Raw genomic sequence first — 19792 nt, forward strand, 5'->3', positions numbered from 1 at the left:
TAACACCGCTGTGGGCAGCGACGGACAGCGATGGGGCAGCGATCACTAGTTCCGACACATATGCCGCGGATCGTGCCGTCGAGCAACCGCACGGTGCGGCCGAGCAGTCAGTGCTGTCCCGCCCGCCACCGCGGCATGCAGGAACGGCAGGCACAGGCGCGCACACAACGCCATCGCCTCCCCCCAGCCGGGCCGGCCAACACCTCAGTCACACGTCGCGGCCTACAAGAGCACCAAGAGCCGGGCGGGTGGAGGCAGCCAACGCGGCCCGCGACGTACCAGCGAGCAGGCAAAGCCGGGGGAGCACCCCACCGCATGCCACTCACCCCGCCGGGCTAGCCACCAGCGGGTCGCATTCGGGGCGACACAGGAGCGCCCAGTACCGGGCGGCTGGGAGCGGCCGACGCGCACGCGAGGCGTACAGGCAGGCGCACGGCGCAGCACGCGACCCAGCACGCGAGAGTGGGCCGACGAGACCGCGCTGGGATAGCCCCAACGCCTGACAATCCACGGACCGGTGGTCAGCTCGATGGCCGGTTCTGGTGCCGCTGGCGCGCTGCAGCACGCTACCGGTCAGCTAGGGGGCTAGGGGGCTAGCGGGTCGGTCCCGTCCATCGACGGATAACCCCACGCGGCCGCGCGCCGCAGGAATGTGGTGGGAGTTCGTGCAAAAGCAACCGGGGACGCCGCAAGAGCGGCGTCCCCGGTTGGGTTGGTGCTTGGTGGGCGTTACTCGCCGACCAGCTGGTCGTAGTACGTGGTGAAAGGCATGGTGGTGGTGCCGTCGAAGACTGCCGGGGCCTTGCCGTAGGCGGTCATCGCGGTGGCCGCGCCGTTGAACTTGCTGAAGGCGTACTGGTAGCCCGAGTCGGTGTCGTGGTCGATGCCGACGACCAGCGAGCCGCCGCGGGTGCCACAGCCGTGGGCGGTCAGGGCCTCGTACGCCGCGAAACCGGTGCTGCGGACGAGCTTGAGGACCGGCTTGGCGTTGGCGGCGACCGGGATGCGGACGGTGTAGATGGCGCCGGCCTTGGTCGTCATCAGCAGGGTGTCGTACGTGGCCGTCTCGCTGATGACGGTCATCGCCTTGAAGGACCTGAAGCCGGGGAGCGCGCCGAGCGACTTGAAGCTGGTGCCGATCTGCGCGTAGCGGTAGAGGCTGCCGTTCGCGTTCAGGCCGTACAGGTAGGCGTGCCGGGGCTGCGCCATGCTGTAGTTCGAGGTCGCGATGGAGTTGAAGCTGGTCCAGCCGCTCCCGACCTTGGTCGCGGTCGGCGCGATGCCGTCGGCGGTCCCGTTGACGTAGGAGACGTGCCGGTAGAGGTTTCCGCCCTGCAGCAACAGGCCGTAGTAGTAGAAGCGCGTGCCCGCGTTGTTCAAGTTCAGGTACCAGGTGGCAGACGACCGGGTGCCGACGAACTTGTAGTCCATCCACGGCTCGTATTTCGGCGGCTTGGCCGGGAGGACGTCTCCGCCCTGTACCCGTCCCGTCGGCTGCACCCAGCCGAGCCAGCTTGAGCAGGGCTCATCGGCGGAAACCGCTGCCGCCTTCTTCTGCGTCAGCTTGGCCTTGACGGACGGGTTCGGGTCGGCGGCGACGGCGGTGCCGGAGACGGCGGTGGCGGCGAGTAGGCCGGCGCCGGCCAGTGCGAGCGCGAAGCGCTGCAGTTTCATGTAGGAGTCCCCCTCCAGGGCAAAAAGTCGATATGTCTCGATCGAGACGGGGTGACCCTAACCTGGGAAGGAGTCACCCGCGAAAACCTTTTGACCACGCCTGAACAGTCCAAAGGCCGACAGTGCGGACCGTCGTCAGCTGGTCACCCGCAGTGAGGTTTTCAGGGCCGGAACGATGGCTAGGGCAACGATCGTGGCGGTGAGGGCGAAGGCGAGGGGGTAGCCGGTGCCGGCTACAACGAAACCGAAGAGGATCGCGCCGATGCCCCAGCCCGCGTCGTACGCGAGGTTCCACAGTGCGCTGACCTGGCCGTAGCGGGACTTGGGTGAGCGGTCGTACATGATCGCCAGCGTCACGTTCTGCGCGGCGCCGAACCCGATGCCGAAGAAGGCGGCACCGACGATGATCGCCGCCGCACTGCCGATGAAGACGAGGGACGCGGCGCCGAGCGCGGCCAGCAGGATCGCGGGCGCCAGCAGCTTCGTCGGTCCTACCCGGTCACCGAGACGGCCGGCCAGCCACCGGGCGCCAGGAGCGGTGATTGCCTGAATCAACAAGGCGACGGCTACGGCGAGGTGGTTGTCCGATCCCAACGGCAGGAACGTCACGCTGATGCCCGCGGCAACGGTCACGGCGGCGAACACGAAGGTAGGCATGAGCAAACCACTCCCCCGCAACCCGCCGAGCACCTTCACGTGGTGTTCTTCCCCGCCGGTACTACGGCGCGGCATCCCCGGCAGCATTGCCAACCCGGCCAGCGAGGCGACGGCCGCGAGTACGAACAACGCGTCGTACCCGATCACGTTGGTCAGGTAGACGCCCAGTGGGAGTCCGATGACGGCCGGGAGGCCGACCGCGACGCCGTACACGCCCAGGCCTTCGCCGCGACGGTGGGCCGGGGTGAGTTCGGCGACCAGTGCGACCGCGCCGACGACCATGATCGCCAGGCCGGCGCCGCGGACCACGCAGACGCCGAGCACGAGCGGCAGCGACGAGGTGAACAGCAGCACGAGGGACGGCGCCCCGAGCAGTACGAGTCCCAGGCCGAGTGTCCCGAAGTACCCGAATCGCCGGAGCATCCGCGGGAGCACCAGCTCCATCGCCACGGCCGACAGCATCATCGCGCCGGTGGAGAGGCCCGCCCCGACGCCTCCTGACCCGTTGGCCGCGAGGTACAGCGGGACCACCGAGGTCAGCAGGTACATGCTCAGCCCTGACCCGAACACCATCACCAGCAGCCGGGCGAAGCGCGGCGTGACAAGGCGTTCGGCCGGGGCGGCCAGCGGGGAAGGGAGCTCACAGGCGAGATCGGTCATGACTTCACCGTAGGAGCGGACCGGTCTTGCCTACAGAGCCGATTCCGTCGCCAACAAGGGGACCAATTTCTAGAGGTGGTCGTGGATGAGAGCGGCGAGGCGGTTCAGGCCAGCGTCCAGTTGGGCAGCCGTCACCGAACTGCAGGACAGCCGGAGCGAGTTGGTCGGTGCCCCTCCATCGTAGAAGTGGCTCATCGGGGTCCACAGGACGCCGTACTCGTGGGCAGACTTCTCGAGCAGGGCGTCGTCCACGGCGAACGGGACGGTGACCACGACGAAGAAGCCACCGGACGGGACGGTCCAGCTCACCTCACCGGCGGGGAAGCGGGATGCCAGGCCGTCCGTGATCGCTCGCAGGTTGGCGGCGTAGACCTCGCGCTCCCGGTGGTTGGCCGCGACCAGACTGTAGTCGTTCTGGAGCAGCTTGCCGCCGATCACCGCTTGGGCGACGGCCGAGGTGTTGACCGTGAGCATGCTCTTGATCTTCGACAACTCATCGGCGAGCAGACCGACACTGCCGTCCGGTGACGCGACGGTCTGGTCCGCGACCACGTAGCCGACGCGCGCACCCGGCAGCGCGGTCTTGGCGAAGGATCCGAGGTAGATCACCCGGCGCTCGGTGTCCAGCGCCTTCAGCGTCGGCACCCGCTCGACGCCGGCCGCCGGGAACAGCCCGTACGGGTTGTCCTCCAGGAGCAACAAGTCCTCCTGTGCGGCGATCTCCAACAGCCGCCGCCGGCTATCCAGGTCAAGACTGAGCCCGGACGGGTTGGCGAAGTCGGGCATCACGTAGCACGCCCGCGGTCGCAACCCCTCGGCCCGTGCTCGCTTGGCAACGGCAACAAGATCGTCGACACCTTCGTTGCCCCCGGCAACCGGGAGGACGGGAAGGTCGACCAGTCGCGCCGCGCCGGTGATTCCGACGTACGCCGGTGAGATCGCGAGCAACACGTCGGCCGGGCCGGCCCGCAGCGCGCGGAGGACGAGGACCATCGCTTCCTGGCAGCCGACCGTCACGACGATCGCCTCGGGGTCGGCCGTGATGCCTTCGTCGGCGGCCAGGTTGCGCGCGATCAGCGGGTGGATGATGCCCTTGGTCCGGCCGTACTGGAAGATCGCCCGGCGCACGCCCGCCTCGTCGTACCCGAGCTCGTCGCGCAGGTACCCGCTGAACGTGTCGAGGTAGGAGTGCAGGTCCTCGAGCGCGTAGAACTCCTCGGACGGCCGGCCCGCCGCCAGTGAGATCGCGTCGGGATAGTGGTTGGCGATCTCGTTGAGGAAGTTCATCGAATTCAGCGCCCGGTCGGTGAGCGATCCGTGCAGGTCGGCCACCTCAAGGTCGGCCATCAGGCCCTCCCGGTGGCGAGCCCGGCCGCAGCGGCGAGGTCCGCGCAACCCGCGAGCAGCATGGCATCGGCCAACTCGCGACGCAGCAGTTCGAGCGCAGGCCCACAGGCATCGACAGCGAGTGCCCACAGCAACGGTCGCCCGACCAGTACTGCGGAAGCGCCGAGCGCAAGCGCGCGCAGTACGTCGGTACCGCTCCGGATCCCACTGTCCAGCAACACCGAACACTCCTTGCCGACGGCATCCACCACCCCGGGCAGAGCGTTGATCGAGGCAACAGCTCCATCCAGTTGCCGACCACCGTGATTCGACACAACGATGCCATCGGCCCCTATCTCCACCGCCCGCAGAGCGTCCCGCGGGTCGAGAATCCCCTTCACCAGCAAGGGAAGCCCGGTCCGTTGCTTCAACCACTCAAGATCCCGCCACGACACCGCGGGCTCGAAGGCGGACGCGGTATGGGCAGCAACAGCAGACAGCCCCGGTACGCCGACGTGCGCCTCACTCTGCGCCTCGACCAGATTGGCCGCGACCACATCGGCAGGCAGCGCGAAGGAGTTCCGTACGTCGCGCAGCCGGCGGCCCATCACCGGAACATCCACGGTCAGCATCAACGCACCACAACCGGCAGCCTCGGCACGATCCACCAACGACTCGATCATCGCGCGATCCCGCAACCAGTACAGCTGGAACCAGGAGGGCGCCGCGCCGGCGATCTTCTCCAGCGGGTAGCTGCTCAAGGTGCTGATCACGTAAGGGATCTGAGCCTCGGCCGCCGCCGTTGCCAGCAGCAACTCACCCTCGGGATGCAACAGCCGCTGATAAGCCATCGGCGCAACCACCACGGGCATCGCGGCCACGCCACCCATCAGCCAGGCCGACGTGTCGGCGACCTCGACACCGCTGAGCACCCGAGGCACCAACGTCACCGAGTCGAGAGCAGTCCGGTTCGAGCGGAGAGTCGTCTCACTACCGCTGCCCCCGGCAACGAAGTCCCGGACGGCAGCGGGGAGCACCCGCGCCGCCAGTTCCTCGTACTCCGGGAGCGTCTCAGGCATCGTCGAGGGTCCTGCGGAGCCAGTCGGCTGAGTCGGCGAGTGCCTGGCGAGCCGTGTCCAGGACGCCGGACATCGTGTAGAAGCCGTGGATCATCCCGTTGTAGCGAACCATCTCGGTGGGGACGCCCGCGGCGTACAGCTTCTCGGCGTAGAACTCGCCCTCGTCGCGCAGCGGATCGAACTCCGCGGTGATGACGAGAGCCGGCGGCAGCCCCGCGTGCGAGGAGGCGAGCAGTGGGGAGGCAAGCGGGTTCGTGCCGTCGGACTCGTCGGCCAGGTAGTGCTCCCAGTACCAGTTGACCGAGGTGCGGTTGAAGAGGAACGGGTCGTCTCCGGCCCGCATCGAGGCGGTGTCCGAGCCGTACAGCGTGTTGGGATAGACGAGCAACTGAGCAGCAATGGCCGGGCCGGAATCCCTTGCCAGCAAGGTGGTTGCGGCCGCAAGGTTGCCCCCGGCACTGTCTCCACCCACGGCTAGGCGGGCGACGTCAACACCCAGTTCCACTGCATGACCGGCGATCCACTGGGTCGCCCGGTGACAGTCGTTGACTGCGGCCGGGAAGGGGTTCTCCGGGGCGAGCCGGTACCCGACGGTGATCACCTGGCAGGGCACCAGGTTCGCCAGCCGGCGACAGACGCCGTCGGCCGTTTCGATGCTGCCGAGTGTCCAGCCGCCGCCGAAGAAGTAGACCAGCGTGGGCAGCGGCCCTTCACCTTCCGGCCGATACCGACGCAGCGGCACACCCGAGTCCGTCACCAGATCCTCGACGAAGTGCACCGGCTCCACCTCGCCACCACCTGCCTGGATGGCAGCGAGATCGGCGGCGCGAGCCTCTTCCAGCGTCTGCGTGTAGAGCTGCGGCGCGTTCTCCGCCGCACGCTTCGCGCGCAACTCTTCGACCTGGGGATCCAGTGGCATGGGTGTTACCTCTCACAGTGATGTCAGGCCTGCCGCCGGCCAAACCAGGCCGGCGGCAGGCTCGAAGACTCTCAGCGAACCAGATGCAGCGGAACCGCGTCGGCCATCGCCTGGTAACCGGCGTCGCTCAGGTGGATGTGGTCGCCACCGTCGTACGCCGGCAGGAGCTTCTCCGGTGCGGCAGGGTCCCGGACCGCCTGGTCGAAGTCGACCAGTCCGTCGAACTCGTGCTGAGTCCGCAGCCAGGTGTTCACCGCGAGCCGGGTCGCCTCCTTCTCCGCCGTCCAGCCGCCCGGCGTGGTGAACCCACCGTACGGCGTGATGGTGGCGCCCAGACTGCGGATGCCCTTCTCACGCAACTGGCTGTTGATCTGCCGGAGCGAGGCGATGATCTGCTCCGAGCTGGCGCCGTTCATCCAGATGTCGTTCACGCCCAGGTGGGTGATGACCACGCGGGCATCGGTCTGGGCGTAGACGTCCTCGTTCAGCCGGGCCAGGGCGTTCAGTCCGAGCTGCTCGATGCCGCTGGGGTTGCCGAGGATCGGGCCGGAGCTGTCGTTCAGCAGCCGGTTCCCGGCCAGGCCGACGTTCAGCACGCCGGGCACCTTGCGGGGGTGGGCGGCGACCAATCGCTCGGCGAGCTGGTCCGGCCAGCGGTTGTTGGCGTTCGGCGTACTGGCCAGTCCGTCGGCGATCGAGTCGCCCAGAACGACGATCGCGCCGTCTGACTTCTCGGTCTTCACGTCGACCCCGGACAGGAACGTCCAGCAGCAGGCCCGGGTGGTGATGTAGTCGGACCCCGCGGTGGAGTTGGTCAGGTCACCGGGACCGAAGAAGTTCTGCTGCAGCGACTGTGCGTGCCAGCTGGTCGGGCCGGTCGCGGTCGGGTAGAAGACGCTGACCACCAGCGTGCTCAGGTCGGCGACTTTCAGGTTCACCGGGTCACTGAGCAGCTCGGCGCCCTTGTTCATCACCGCGGTCGGCGAACCGTTGAAGGTCAGCGTTCGCTTGCTGGCCGGGTCGATGTCGGACTGCACCGGCGTCGCGGTGTCGGCCTTCGCGACGGTCGCCGCGCCGATCTGCACCGGCCGGTCGCCGTAGATGTTCGTGAACCGGATCCGGACCTTGTCGCCCCCCACGGACGGCCGGACCACGTAGCGGGCGCTCTGGTTGTTGAGGCCGGTGGACGTGAAGCCGGTCGCCTCCGGGCGGACGATGCCGGCCGACCAGCTCCCGACCCACTCGGAGCGGCCGCCCTGTTCGGCGGTCTGGGCCTCTGATCCGGTCTGTGCCAAACCGGTGTAGGCCAGCGACGAACCGGCCAGCGTGACGGCGGCCGCGAGTGCGGCCGATCTGACAGTGCTGGGAATACGCATGGAACAACCCCCCAATGGGTTGGCGCGCGACGGGTGCGGAAATACCCTGCGCGAGTGGCGGTGACGGCAACCTAGTTCCGGATTCCTGACACGTCAACGGGCTCTTTGAATTACTCGCTTGAATTCGCCCGAAAGCTGGCCGCCGGGAATTTCCCGCAGTACAGTCTCGGCGGATACCGAAAGGGTGGGGCGCCATGTCGGTCGATGTCGTGCTGGACCAGGACCTGGAGCGGTCCGCTTCCTATGTCGTCACCGCACTCGGGCTGTTCGCGCGGTACGGCGAGGCCGAGGCGATCGTGGCCGGCGGCCGGCGGCTCACGTACGTCGAGCTGCGGACGCAAGTGCTCGATCTGGCCGCGACGCTGCAGCATCGCGGCGTCGGGCCGGGCACCGGCGTCCTCGTGCTCGCGGGCAACACGATCGAGTTGCCGGCGCTGCAACTCGCGTTGCATCTGGTCGGCGCCCGGACGATGTGGATCGCGCCGATCGCGGGCCGCCGGGAGATCGAGGCGTTCGCGCGACTGTCCGAGGCCGACGTGTTCGTCTACGACGCGCGGACCAAGGCCGTGGTCGGCGAGCGCCTTGCCGTGAGCCTCGGAGTACCGGTGCACTGCCTCGGTGAAGGCGGGTTGGGGCCGGACCTGTTGAGACCGTCGGGCGCAGCGTTCCAGCCGGAGTACGGGGCTCTGGAGCCCGCTACCTGTCTGCAGACGAGCGGGACCACCGGGGAGCCGAAGCTGGTGCACCACCGGCAGGCCTTCTACGAGCAGATCCTGACGCTGGCCGCCGACTACCTGGCCGCCGGGCTGCCCGTACTGCGGCACCTGTCGCACTCGCCGATGGCGTTCGCGAGCGGCCAGATCACCAGCTTCTTCAACCTGTTCATGGGCGGCGTGCTCTTCCTCGAGGACGACTGGGACCCGGGCCGCGCGCTGGCGACGATCGAGCGCGAGCGGATCAACTCGACGTACGTGTCACCGCCGCTGCTCTACCAACTGCTCGACCATCCCGACCTGCCGACGACCGACGTGGGCAGCCTGTTCATGCTCAACGTCGGCGCCGGTCCAGCGGCTCCTACGCGGCTGCGACAGGCCATTGCGCGCTTCGGGCCGGTACTGCGGATCGTGTACGGCTTGAGCGAGGTCATCGTGGTCACAGCCCAGCCGGGACTCACCGAGGACCCGGATCATCCCGAGCGACTCCGGTCGTCCGGTACGCCGTACGGGGACGTCCGGGTGGAGATCCGCGACGCCGGCGGCAACCCGGTCCCGGCCGGCACCACCGGGGAGATCTACGCGACCAGCAAGCTCCGTTTCGCGGGGTACTGGGGTCGCCCGGACCTGACCGAGCAGGCCATCGTCGACGGCTGGGTGCGCACGGGCGACCTGGGTTACCTCGACGCCGACGGCTACCTGTACGTCGTGGATCGCGTGCAGGACACGATCGTCACGGGCTCCAGCAACTGGAACGTCTACTGCCGCCCGATCGAGGACCTGCTGCAGTCGCATCCAGGGGTCCGCGCAGCGGCCGTGATCGGTGTACCGGACGAGGCTTTCGGTGAGGTGCCGCACGCCTACGTGGTCCGGTACGACGGTGCCGTGGTGACGGCGGGCGAGCTGCAGCGGCTGGTCCGGGACGAGTTCAACGAGATGTGGACGCCGCGCGGGATCGACTTCCTCGACGAGCTGCCGCTGACGTCCGCCCACAAGGTCGACAAGGTGACCCTGCGAGCGCGACGTGCTCACTGAGGCGACGGACGAGTACTGCCTGGCCGAGGGTGAGGCCGCGAAGCTGCTGGCGGGGCATCCATGGCGGCGGTTCGTAGTACTGGGCGACAGCGTGGCGGAGGGGCTGTGCTCGCCTGTGCCCGGGTACTCCGAGCTGCAGTGGGCCGATCGGTTGGCGCATGAGCTGCAGGTCCCGCACTACCTGAACCTGGGCGTGAGCGGACTCCGTGCGCATGAGATCCGGGCCTCGCAACTGGCCCCGGCGCTCGCCTTCGAGCCGGACCTCGCGCTGGTCGTCGGCGGCGGCAACGACGCCTTCAGCGCCCGCTACAACCCGGATCGAGTCGACGAGGAACTGACCGCGATGATCACCGCGCTGCAGGCAGCCGGAGCCGACGTGATCACGCTCGGCATGTTCAACGTCTCCTACTCCCCCGCCGTCGCCGACTGGCTCCGTCCGGGCCTCCGGGCCCGCATGACCACCCTGTCGGAACGCACCCGCGCACTCGCCGAACGCCTGGACACGATCCACGTCCACCTGACCGACCACCCGCTCTCCAGGGACCCCGAGCTCTATTCCCCTGACGGCCGCCACGGCACCGCCCGGAGCGACGCAATAGCCGCCGCCGAAACCATCCGCCGGCTCGCCGCTGAATTCACTGAATTTGGGCGTGCGGAAGCGTAAACAGTGGTTTTCCTGAATGCCACTGAATTCAGGCTGAGTGGGTTCGACGAATTGTCGCTCTGGGGTTACCTCCCGAGCACGATCGGTAGGGACTTGTAGCCGTGCAGAATTAGCTGGTCGGTATGGATCGGGTCGCCGCCGAGGGCCAGTTGCGGGAAGCGCTTCAGAACCATCGGTAGCGCCAGGCGAGCCTCGGCTCGGGCCAGGGCGGCGCCGAGGCAGTAGTGGGTCCCGGCTCCGAAGCTGATCGGCTGGTTGTCCGGTCGCGACGGGTCGAACCGGTCCGGGTCGGGGAACCGTCGCGGATCCCGGTTCGCCGCTCCGGTCAGTACTGCGACCAACTGCCCCCGCTTCAGCGGTACTCCGAGGAACTCCGTGTCGGTACTCGCCACCCGGATGAACACGTGCGCGGGCGTCTCGTACCGCAGTACCTCCTCCACGAAGGCCGGCATCTGGGTCGCGGGGCGCTCGAGCAGGAGCGGCAGCGCGTTACCGAAGAGGTGGATCGTGGTGCTGAAGCTCGCGTTGAAGAGCACCAGCAGGTTGCCGACCAGCTCCAGATCGGTCACCTTGTGCTGCCCGCGGTCGACTGCCCGGACCAGATCGCTGATCAGATCCGCCTGCGGCTCCTTGCGGCGCAGAGCGATCAGGTCCAGGTAGTACTCCGTGATCCCGGCCGCCGCCTCGTCCGCGGCCGCCAGTACGTCGGGACCCTTCCGGCGGAAGTCGAGCCAGTCGTTGATCAGGTCGACCTGCGAGCGGAACCAGCTGATGTCCTCGTCCGGCAGCCCGAGCAGCCGGCCGACCACCCTGGCCGGCAGCAGATAGGCGAACTCGGCCATGTAGTCGACCTCGGCACCGTCGGCGCCCAGCTCGGCGAGCCGGTCCAGCAGCTCGGCGGTGATCCGGACGATCTCGGGTTCCATCCTGCGCACCCGCCGCGGGGTGAACACCTTGCGGAACAGCGCGCGCATCCGGAGGTGCTGGTCACCGTTGCTGAACATCATCGAGTTCATCAGCATCACCAGCACCGGATGCCGCTGCCAGTCCGGCGTCGTCGAGGCCAGCCAGAACGCGTCGTACACCTCGAAGGAGGTGTCCCGCATCAACTGGTCGACGGCCCGGTAGCTGTGGACGGTCGCGGCGTACGGCAGGTCGGGCGCGGTCAGCGCGACGGCCTCGCCGAGCCGGTGCAGGTCGGCGTACAGCGGGTACGGGTCGGCGGTCCCGCCGGCGGCGAGTGCTCTGACAATGTCGTTCGCAGTCAATTTCTCCCCCAGGTTTTTGGCATGCCGGAAGCGTGTTCTCTGCTTTCTTTCCGTGGTCCCGACGGACCTTGCGGAACGCTTACCCCGGGCTGAAACTTGACGTACTGTGGCTGCCGGGGGCGGGCGCGGCGAGCAGAGGGGCGGATATGATTCAGCAACGGCGAGTAGGGCTTTACGCATTACTCACCGCCGATGTCTTCTCGGCCTTCGGCAGCCGGTTCTCGGTGGTCGCCATTCCGTGGCTGGTGCTCATTACCACGGGCAGTCCGGCGAAAATGGGACTGGTCGCCGCAGCGGAAATGATTCCGTACCTGATGACGAGTGTGCTGGCGGCGCCGATCGCGGACCGGTTCGGGATGCGCCGGACGTCGATCTGCTGTGACCTGAGCTCGGCGGCGGCGATGGCGATCGTGGCCGCGACGCCCGACTTCGGGTTCTGGCAACTGGTCGTGCTGATCGCCGTCGCCGGCGGGATGCGCGGCGTCGGCGACCGGGTCAAGCACGTCCTGCTGCGGCCGGTGACGGCGGAGTCGGGCATCGCGATGATCCGCGTGACCAGCGCATATGAGGCGCTGAACCGTACTGCGGGGCTGATCGGCGCACCGCTCGCGGGCATCCTGGTGGCGACCCTCGGAGCGCGGCAGACGATCTGGCTGGACGCCGCGACGTTCGCCGTTGCGGCGGTGCTGGTGGGGACGCTGGTGCGGCCGGCGCCGGAGCCGCAGGATGCTGCGCCGGTGCGCGAGCCGTACCTGAAAGCGCTGCGCGGTGGGTTCAGCTTTTTACGCGCGGACAAGCTGCTGCTCGGGATGATCTCGACGCTGTTCCTGCTCAATTTGTTCCAGCATGCGACCAGCACGGTGCTGTTGCCTTTGTGGGTGCAGGACGTGTTCGGGTCGCCGACCAAACTGGGCATCATCCTCGGGTGTTTCGCGGCCGGTTCACTGGCCGGGAACGTGGTGTTCACGATCTTCGCGACAAAACTTCCGCAGATGCTTTCCTTTTTCATCGGGGCGGTGATCGGCGGGGCACCGAGAATTCTTGTGATCGGGATCAGCGACAGTCTGTGGGTGGTGCTCGCGGTGACATTCTTCGCGGGGTTCGGGATGGCGAGTGTGAATCCGATCGTCGGGGCGGTGCTGTACGAGCGGATCCCGGCCGAGCTGCAGACGCGGGTGTTCGGGGTGGTCGCCGCGGTCGCGGTCTCCGGCATCCCGATCGGCAGCGCGCTGGCCGGTGTCGCGGCTTCGAACGTGGGCTTGCGGCCCACCATCCTGGTCGGCGGAGCGGTCCTGCTCGCGCTGACCCTGATCCCGCTCATCCGCCACCACCGCCAGCCGGTAGCCGAGCCCGCCCAACCCACAGGAGACCCCCGATGACCCCCGCCGAACTCGCCGCCGCCAGCGACCTGATCCTCCCGATGGCCATCCGAGTAGCAGCCACCCTCCGCGTAGCAGACCTGCTCGCAGACGGCCCGCTCACTGCGCGAGTCCTCGCCGAGAAGGCTGGCGCAGACCCGAATGCCCTCGAACGGCTCATGCGCTACCTCGTCGCTCGCGACCTCTTCGAGGTCGACGAAGATCAAGGGGAAGGCGAGGAGGCGCCAGCCGGCCGGCCCACCGGTGGGCGGGGCAAGGCGGAGGCTCGCTTCGCCTTGGGAGGCGGTGGACGGTGGTTGCTCGACGGGGCGCCCGGGTCCATGCGGAAGTGGCTGGATCTGGAGGGGTTCGGCGGGCATATGGATCGGGCGTTCTTCGGGTTGCTGGGGACTGTGCGGGCCGGTGGACCTGTTGCTGCGGGCAACAAGTTGAGTTTGTCGGCGGGGGCGGCGGCGTCGTACGACGAACTGATGGGTGAGCGGGCCAGGAGCGAAGGGCCGGCGCTCGCGGAGGCGATCGACTGGTCGCGGTTCGGGCATGTTGTTGATATCGGCGGTGGTACGGGTGCTCAGCTGATCGCGCTGCTGACCGCTTTCCCGAAGCTCCGTGGCACGCTTGTCGAGTTGCCGGCGAGCGTTGAGACCGCCCGGCGCGAGTTCGCCGCCGCAGGAGTGACCTGCGAGGTGCTCGGCGGCAACCTCTTCGAGTTGGAGCTCCCGCCGGCCGACGCGTTCGTACTGCGCTATCTCCTGCACTCCTTCGAGGACGACCAAGCCGTCGAGGCGCTCACCAAGTGCCGGAACGCCCTGCTCCCCAGCGGTTCCGTCTTCGTCCTGGAGGCGTCCAACACCGTCCCGGCCGTGTTCGCCGCGATGGACCTGCTGATGCTCGTCCTCGGCCACGGCCGCGAACGCACCCTCGCCGAGTACGACGCCGCAGCAGCGGCCGCGGGCCTGCGCCGGGCAGCAATCCACACCCCCACGGCCGGACCACGCGCGCTGGAGTACATAGCGGCCGACTAGCATCACGCGCCGCCACCGAGCAGCAGCGAGCCGGTGACGTGGACGTTGCGCTTGAGGTTGAGAACCTCCCCCTCACCCTGACTGCCGATCCGCACGTAACACCCCGACCCGCGCCGCCCGAAGGTGTACGGCCCGATCGAGAACGGCACCTCGGCCGTGTCGTGCGCACCGCTGTCGAGATGCACGAAGTCCATCACCATCCGGTCCGGCCGGGAGTAGTCCTGCACCAAATGCAGTCCCTCCGAAGCACCCCGCTCGACCAGCTCCCGCCACTCCTTAGCAGTCGCCTCGCGCCCGACCACAACACCCGAGCCACCAAACTCGTCCGCCGGCTTGAGCACGAGCAACTCCCGCTCAGCAAGCACCGACGAGACCAGCTCCGGCGTGAGCAAACGCGTGCGCGGCAAGTGGTTCCGTACCAACTCCGCGTCCGCCGAGGGCAGCGACGAGGCGTCCTCCCAGAGCCAGGCGAACACGAGCTTGTTGCTTATCAGCCACGAAGCCGCCGAGGTGAACAGCGTCGCAGTACCGGCCTGTACGGCGTCCTTGATCGCTTGCAGACCCACAGTCGGTGGCATCTCGGAGCAGACGAACAACCGCAGGATCGCCTCGACCCGGCGATCCCGTCCCATCAGCTCGTTGTTCTCGTTCAGCGACAGCCAGTCGACCGGCTGGACGTCCATGTCGTAGCCGCAGGCCCGGCCGCGCTCCACGAACCCTTGCAGGAGTTTGACCAGCACCTCAGGGTCGTGCGACTCCGGGTACTCGCCGTCGGTCCGGAACACCATCGTCAGCCGGGCACCTTCGGCAAGCCCGAGTGCCGCCCGAATCGCGGCGTACCGGCCGTCGACGGCCGACGGAGGCGCCTCGACCGGCAACAACTTGGCGACTCCCGAAGTACGGAAGAGTTCGAGGAAGCGCGCGGAGACCTTCTCGGAGTCCCAGACGCTGCCCACATCGCTGCCCACGTTGAACTCGACGAACTTCGGTACGCCGTCGGTCAGCAGGATGTCCGGTCGCCCAGACATCACCAGGTGGTCGCCGAGAGGCTCGGCGTCGTCCAGGAACTCGACCCGACCGTCCGGAATGCCGAGCAGCTTGCGCAGTTCACCCGCAGTACCGGCCCGGCGCCGGCAGCAGTCGAGCAGCAGTTGCAGCATCCGGTCGCTCAACGCGTACAGGTCGTCCAGCCAGCGTTTGTCCATCAGGACCGGCCGGAGCGGACGCCAGGTCTCGTTGTAGGTGGCGATCTCGTCGAAGACCTCTCGCCAGCCCGCGTCGCCCGCCGTCAGGACCGCCGCCCGCACCTCGGCAGACAAGTTGCCCCAGGCATCGAATCCGCGCTGTGCCTGCCAATCGGCCTGCCAATCGGTCATGTCGTGACCAGGAGCGGCCCGGTGACGTGGATGGCGCGCTTCAGGTTGAGTACCTCGCCCTGCTCGTGGCAGCCGACCCGCAGGAAGCAGCCGTACGCCTTCCGGCCGAACGTGTACGGCCCCACCGAGTACGGCACCTCGACCTGCAACCGCTCGCCGGTCACGATGTGGGTGAAGTCCATCGTCAGCCGGTCCGGCCGGACGTAGTCCTGCAACAGCCAGCCGCCCCGGAGAATCGCCTCCTCGAGCCCTTCCCGCCACGCGCCGGGTTCGGTCTCATGCCCGACCAGTACGCCGGCACCGCCGTAATCGTCGGCCGGCTTCAGCACCAGCAAAGCCTGCTCGGCAAGAGCTTCGTTGAGCATCGACGCCGTGATGATCCGGCTCCTGGGCACATGGCGGCGGACGAGCTCCTGGTCCTCCTCAGACAGCAGGTCCAGGTCGTCCCAGAGCCAAGCGAGCACTAGCTTGTTCGCCAGCAGCCAGCCCGCCGACGAGGTGAAGAGTTTGGACCGCCCGGACTCGACCGCAGCCTTCAGCGCTGCCTGACCGGGAATCTGCGGCATGTCCGTGCAGACGAAGAGCCGGAACACTGCTTCCACGGGCCGGCCCTGGTTGAGCAGTTCGCCGTCCTCGCCGGGCTCGAGCCAGACGAGTGGGGCGACGTCCCCGTCGATCCCGAACGCCTTGCCACGCTCGATGTACGGGTCGAGCGAGCGGACGATCGCGGGCAGGTTGTCACTGCCGGGGTAGTCGCCTTCGGTCCGCAGTACGGTCGTCAGCCGGTCGCCGGGCTGGAGGCCGAGGGTGTCGATGATCGCGCGGTACCGGCCGTCGACCGGCGAGGGCGGCGCGGCGACGCGTACCGGTCCGTTTGTCCCGTCGAGCGTCTCCAGACCGTGCTCGGTGAACATCGACAGGAAGCGCGTCGAGACCCGTTCGGTGTCCCAGACGCAACCGGCTTCGCTGCCGATGTTGAACTCGACGAACTTCGGTACGCCGCCGCTGATCAGGATGTCCGGCCGGCCGGACTGGATCAGGTGCTCGCCGAGCACCTCGTCATCGTCGAGGTACTCGATCAGCCCGTCCGGCGTACCGAGCAGTTTGCGCAGCTCACCGGCCGTCGCCGCCCGGCGCATCCCGGTCTCCAGGAGCAGTTGCAGCAGCCGGTCCATCACCGCACCGAGTGCGTCGTACGTGGTCTGGTGGATCATCACCGGCCGCAGCGGGCGCCAGGACTTGTTGAAGGTCAGTACTCCGCTGAAGACCTTCTGCCAGTCCTCTTCGCCGGCCGCGAGCACCTTGTCCTTGGCCGCCTGCGGCAGCTCGTGCCAGTAGTCGAAGGACGTCCCCTGCCAGTCGAAGCTCATCAGTACTCCCCCAGGTTCACGAGTAGCAGGCCGCCGGTCAGCGCCCCTTGGGTCAGGTTCACCACCCCGCCCGCGCCGGGCGGTGAGAAACGAGTGAAGGCACCGGCGGGGATCCGGTCGAACAGGTAGGTCGAGACGCAGTACGAGACGTCTGCCTCGACCACCTCGCCAGTGGCCGGCTTGAGGAACTGCATCGTCAGCGGATCCGCTTCGATCAACTCCTGGAAGATGTGCGGCCCCTGCGCCCCGTCGATCGCCGCGATCCAGTCCTCCGGCGAGGTGAGCGGCCCGATGAAGACACCGTGGCCGCCGTAGTCGTCGGTCGGCTTGAAGACCAGCCGCTCCCGCTCGTCGATCAGCCGTTGCCGCAGCGCGGGTTCGTAGAGCCAGGTGCGCGGGATGTGCGCGTGGACGATCTCGGCGTCCTCCGCGGGCAGTTGGTCGATGTCGTCCCACAGCCAGGCGAAGATCGTCTTGTTGCTCAACAGCCAGACCGCGGTCGGCAGGTACATCCGGAACGTCCTGGCGGCGTGTGCCGCATGCAGCGCCTGCATCCCGGGGCTGTCGCCGACGTACGTCGGCACGAACATCCGCCAGACCGCGTCGAGGGTCCGGTCCCCCGCTTTCAGCCGCCCGTCCGCGTCCTGCTCGAGCCACTCGAGCGGGTAGACGAGCAGATCGACCCCAAACTCCCGCCCCCTGTCGGCGAAGGGCCGCAGCCGGTTGATCATGTACGCCGTGTCGTGCGCGCCGGGGTAACCACCCTGGGCGGCGTAGATCATCGCGGTGACCTTGCCGGGACCGACATCGGCCCGGATCGCGTCGAAGCGACCGTCGACCGCCGACGGCGCCCGGGCCGCATCCATCGCGGTGAACATCGGCTCCTCGCGGTAGACCTCCATCCACCGCTTGATCACGCCATCGGCATCCAGTACTCCGCCCAGCGCGCTCTCGACGTTGCACTCCACCATCCGCGGCACCCCACGCTCCAGCAGCAGGTCCGAGCGGATCGCGTTGAGCAGGTGGCCGGTCAGTGGCTCGTCGTCGTCAAGGAACTGGACCCGTCCGTCCGGAACACCCAGTACTGCGCGCAGCTCGCCGGCCGTCCGCGCCCGGCGGCGGCACGCGTCCAGCACGAGTTGCGAGACCCGCTGCGTGATGTGGTTCATCTCGGCGAACCCAGCGTGGGTCGCGACCGGGGAACGCAGCGGGATCCAGTCCTGGTTCTGCAGCGCGACGTCGTCGTACACCTGCTGCCAGTATTTGTGGCCGTAGGCAAGGAAGCGCTCGCGGACGTCTTCCGGCAGGACCGGCCAGAGCTCCGCGGCGGATGGTCGGGTGGTCACTTCTTCTCCCCCTCGAGTACGCCGCGGACAGCCGCGACCAGGTCATCGCGTCCGGGCTGGACCGCTCGATCGAGTGCCAGCGCGAACGGCAGAACGGCTCCATCGGGCCGGGTGACTCGTCGCGGTGGCGCGACCAACTCGAACCGCTCAGCGGCCAGCGCCAGTACTTCGGCGCCGAAACCGCTGGTCCGGTTCGAGTCGTCGATCACCACCAGGCGTCCCGTTCTGGCCACCGACGCGGCCAGGCCCTCGACGTCGAACGGATAGACGGTCCGCGGGTCGAACACCTCGATCGATGCCTCCCCGGCCAGTTCGTCGGCGACCGCCAGGGCATCCTGCAGAAGGTGGCCCAACGCAACCACCGTGACATCGGACCCGGCCCGCGCGATCCGGCCGACACCGAGCGGTACCGGCGCCAAGGTCGAGAAGTCGACATCTTCCCGGAAGCCGAGCGCGCCGGCCGGCGCGAAGACGACCACCGGGTCGTCGTCCCGGATTGCCGACAGCAACAATCCGTAGGCGTCCGCGGGCGTGGCCGGTACCACCGTCTTCACGCCGACATGCGCGAACAGGCTGTACGGATGGTCGGAGTGCTGCCCGGCCCACCCGGTCCGCGACCCCGACCCCGGTACGACGTACGTGACCGGCACGCTGCACTGACCGCCGGACATCAGCGACAGCTTGTGCGCCTGGTTCGCGATCTGCTCGAAGACGAGGAAGAGCAGCGACGGGATCTGGAACTCGATCACCGGCCGCAGCCCGGCCAGTGCCGCGCCGGTCGCGAAGTTGGTGAACGCCTGCTCGGACAGTGGGGTGTCGAGCACCCGCTCCGGCCCGAAGCGCCCGAACAGGCCCGCGGTCAGGTTGGAGGCCGCGACCCGGATGTCCTCGCCGAGCAGGAACACCCGTTCGTCGGCCTCCATCTCGTCACCGAGAGCACGGTTCATCGCCTTCAAATAGGACAACTTGGGCATCAGCTGAACACCTCCGGCGACGCGTAGAGATACTCGAGAGCAGCGGCGGGATCGGGATGGGCGCCACCCAGCGCACTTCCGGCCGCCGCGTCGAGCAGTGCTTCGATCTCGGCATCGACGGCCGCCCGGTCCTCGGCGGACAGCCGCGCGCCCTGGATCTCCACCGGATCCCGCGAACACCCAACGGCCAGTTCTTCGGCCGATCGATAGTTCAGCCGGGCCCGGTGCTCGAACGTGTGGTGCGCGTCGAACCGGTACGTCGTGCACTCCAGGAAGGTCGGCCCCTTACCTGCCCGGGCCCGCTCGACCGCGGCAGTCGTTGCCGCCAGCACCTTCTCGGGATCCTGCCCGTCGATCGTGAAGGCCGGGATGCCGAACGCCTTGGCCCGGCCGGTGATGCTGCCCGCCACCGCCGACGCCACCGGCATCGTGGTGGCATAGCCGTTGTTCTCACAGACGAACAGCACCGGAACGTTCCAGAGCGCGGCCAGGTTGAAGGCCTCCAGCAACATCCCTTCGTTGACCGCGCCGTCACCGAAGAAGGTGGCGGCGACGGTCGAACGCCCCAGCCGGCGGTGCGCCCAGGCGGCGCCGGTCGCGATCGAGCCGGCCGCGCCGACGATGGCGTTCGCACCCAGGATGCCCAGGCCGAAGTCGGCCGCGTGCATCGAACCGCCCCGGCCCTTGTTCAGCCCCGACTCCCGGCCCATCAGCTCGGCGAACATCCGGGCCGGGTTCACCCCCTTGGCCAGCACGTGACCGTGTCCGCGATGCGTGCTGGTGATCAGGTCGTCCACCCGCAACGCGGCGCACACTCCGGCGGCGATCGCCTCCTGACCGACGTACGGGTGAATGCCGCCGACGATCTCACCGGACCGGACGAACTCGATCGCACGCTCCTCGAAGCGGCGGATCAGCCGCACGGTCCGGTAGAGGTCGACGGTGGTCATCGGT

Annotated in this window: 16 protein-coding genes; 4 read left to right on the plus strand and 12 right to left on the minus strand. The window is 68.2% G+C overall.

The window, feature by feature from the left end:
* Positions 1–729 precede the first annotated feature (729 nt).
* The 6 genes from ACQPYM_RS36045 to ACQPYM_RS36070 all read right to left on the minus strand — a co-directional run bounded on the left by ACQPYM_RS36045 (position 730) and on the right by ACQPYM_RS36070 (position 7691).
* A complete protein-coding gene (locus tag ACQPYM_RS36045) occupies positions 730–1674 on the minus strand; it encodes a hypothetical protein (protein WP_433009858.1) in 945 nt (314 codons plus the stop codon).
* A gap of 135 nt (positions 1675–1809) precedes the next feature.
* Positions 1810–2991 carry an MFS transporter gene (locus tag ACQPYM_RS36050; RefSeq protein ID WP_433009861.1) on the minus strand — a complete coding sequence of 394 codons (1182 nt, stop codon included), beginning with the start codon at positions 2989–2991 and terminating at the stop codon, positions 1810–1812.
* A gap of 69 nt (positions 2992–3060) precedes the next feature.
* Positions 3061–4338 carry a PLP-dependent aminotransferase family protein gene (locus ACQPYM_RS36055; RefSeq protein WP_433009864.1) on the minus strand — a complete coding sequence of 426 codons (1278 nt, stop codon included), beginning with the start codon at positions 4336–4338 and terminating at the stop codon, positions 3061–3063.
* Entirely contained in the window at positions 4338–5396 is a 1059-nt protein-coding gene (locus ACQPYM_RS36060; RefSeq protein WP_433009867.1) for an alpha-hydroxy acid oxidase, read from the minus strand. Before ACQPYM_RS36060 ends, ACQPYM_RS36055 begins: the two co-directional genes overlap by 1 nt.
* The gene (locus ACQPYM_RS36065; protein WP_433009870.1) at positions 5389–6315 is read right to left on the minus strand and encodes an alpha/beta hydrolase; all 927 of its coding nucleotides are present in this window, start codon (positions 6313–6315) and stop codon (positions 5389–5391) included. The genes ACQPYM_RS36060 and ACQPYM_RS36065 overlap by 8 nt, the downstream gene beginning before the upstream one ends.
* 71 nt (positions 6316–6386) lie before the next feature.
* Positions 6387–7691, minus strand: a complete 1305-nt coding sequence (locus ACQPYM_RS36070) for an SGNH/GDSL hydrolase family protein (RefSeq protein WP_433009873.1) — start codon at positions 7689–7691, stop codon at positions 6387–6389.
* 194 nt (positions 7692–7885) lie between these two features.
* Between ACQPYM_RS36070 and ACQPYM_RS36075 the strand changes: the two genes are divergently transcribed.
* Positions 7886–9439: a class I adenylate-forming enzyme family protein gene (locus tag ACQPYM_RS36075; RefSeq protein WP_433009876.1), complete on the plus strand. Its 1554-nt coding sequence runs from the start codon at positions 7886–7888 to the stop codon at positions 9437–9439.
* Entirely contained in the window at positions 9429–10103 is a 675-nt protein-coding gene (locus tag ACQPYM_RS36080; protein ID WP_433009879.1) for an SGNH/GDSL hydrolase family protein, read from the plus strand. The genes ACQPYM_RS36075 and ACQPYM_RS36080 overlap by 11 nt, the downstream gene beginning before the upstream one ends.
* Before the next feature lie 65 nt (positions 10104–10168).
* On the opposite strand, the gene ACQPYM_RS36085 is transcribed toward ACQPYM_RS36080, so the two are convergent.
* Positions 10169–11371, minus strand: coding sequence for a cytochrome P450 (locus ACQPYM_RS36085; RefSeq protein WP_433009882.1), 1203 nt, complete (start codon positions 11369–11371; stop codon positions 10169–10171).
* Positions 11372–11517: 146 nt separating this feature from the next.
* On the opposite strand from ACQPYM_RS36085, the gene ACQPYM_RS36090 reads away from it, so the two are divergent.
* Together ACQPYM_RS36090 and ACQPYM_RS36095 are read left to right on the plus strand one after the other, a co-directional pair.
* Positions 11518–12750, plus strand: a complete 1233-nt coding sequence (locus tag ACQPYM_RS36090; RefSeq protein WP_433009885.1) for an MFS transporter — start codon at positions 11518–11520, stop codon at positions 12748–12750.
* On the plus strand, positions 12747–13772 hold the full coding sequence (locus ACQPYM_RS36095) for a methyltransferase (RefSeq protein ID WP_433009888.1): 1026 nt from the start codon (positions 12747–12749) through the stop codon (positions 13770–13772). Before ACQPYM_RS36090 ends, ACQPYM_RS36095 begins: the two co-directional genes overlap by 4 nt.
* A gap of 2 nt (positions 13773–13774) precedes the next feature.
* Here ACQPYM_RS36095 and ACQPYM_RS36100 read toward each other — a convergent pair whose 3' ends face one another.
* Genes ACQPYM_RS36100 through ACQPYM_RS36120 form a run of 5 tightly spaced genes read right to left on the minus strand, consistent with a single transcriptional unit; the run spans position 13775 to position 19788 of the window.
* Entirely contained in the window at positions 13775–15148 is a 1374-nt protein-coding gene (locus ACQPYM_RS36100; protein WP_433009890.1) for a hypothetical protein, read from the minus strand.
* A complete protein-coding gene (locus ACQPYM_RS36105; RefSeq protein WP_433009893.1) occupies positions 15145–16518 on the minus strand; it encodes a hypothetical protein in 1374 nt (457 codons plus the stop codon). Before ACQPYM_RS36105 ends, ACQPYM_RS36100 begins: the two co-directional genes overlap by 4 nt.
* Positions 16518–17864, minus strand: coding sequence for a hypothetical protein (locus ACQPYM_RS36110; protein WP_433009896.1), 1347 nt, complete (start codon positions 17862–17864; stop codon positions 16518–16520). The genes ACQPYM_RS36105 and ACQPYM_RS36110 overlap by 1 nt, the downstream gene beginning before the upstream one ends.
* Positions 17861–18838 carry an alpha-ketoacid dehydrogenase subunit beta gene (locus tag ACQPYM_RS36115; RefSeq protein ID WP_433009899.1) on the minus strand — a complete coding sequence of 326 codons (978 nt, stop codon included), beginning with the start codon at positions 18836–18838 and terminating at the stop codon, positions 17861–17863. Before ACQPYM_RS36115 ends, ACQPYM_RS36110 begins: the two co-directional genes overlap by 4 nt.
* Positions 18838–19788: a thiamine pyrophosphate-dependent dehydrogenase E1 component subunit alpha gene (locus ACQPYM_RS36120; protein WP_433009902.1), complete on the minus strand. Its 951-nt coding sequence runs from the start codon at positions 19786–19788 to the stop codon at positions 18838–18840. Before ACQPYM_RS36120 ends, ACQPYM_RS36115 begins: the two co-directional genes overlap by 1 nt.
* Positions 19789–19792 lie beyond the last annotated feature (4 nt).

The sequence above is a fragment of the Kribbella sp. CA-294648 genome (assembly GCF_050943845.1).
Lineage (GTDB): Bacteria > Actinomycetota > Actinomycetes > Propionibacteriales > Kribbellaceae > Kribbella.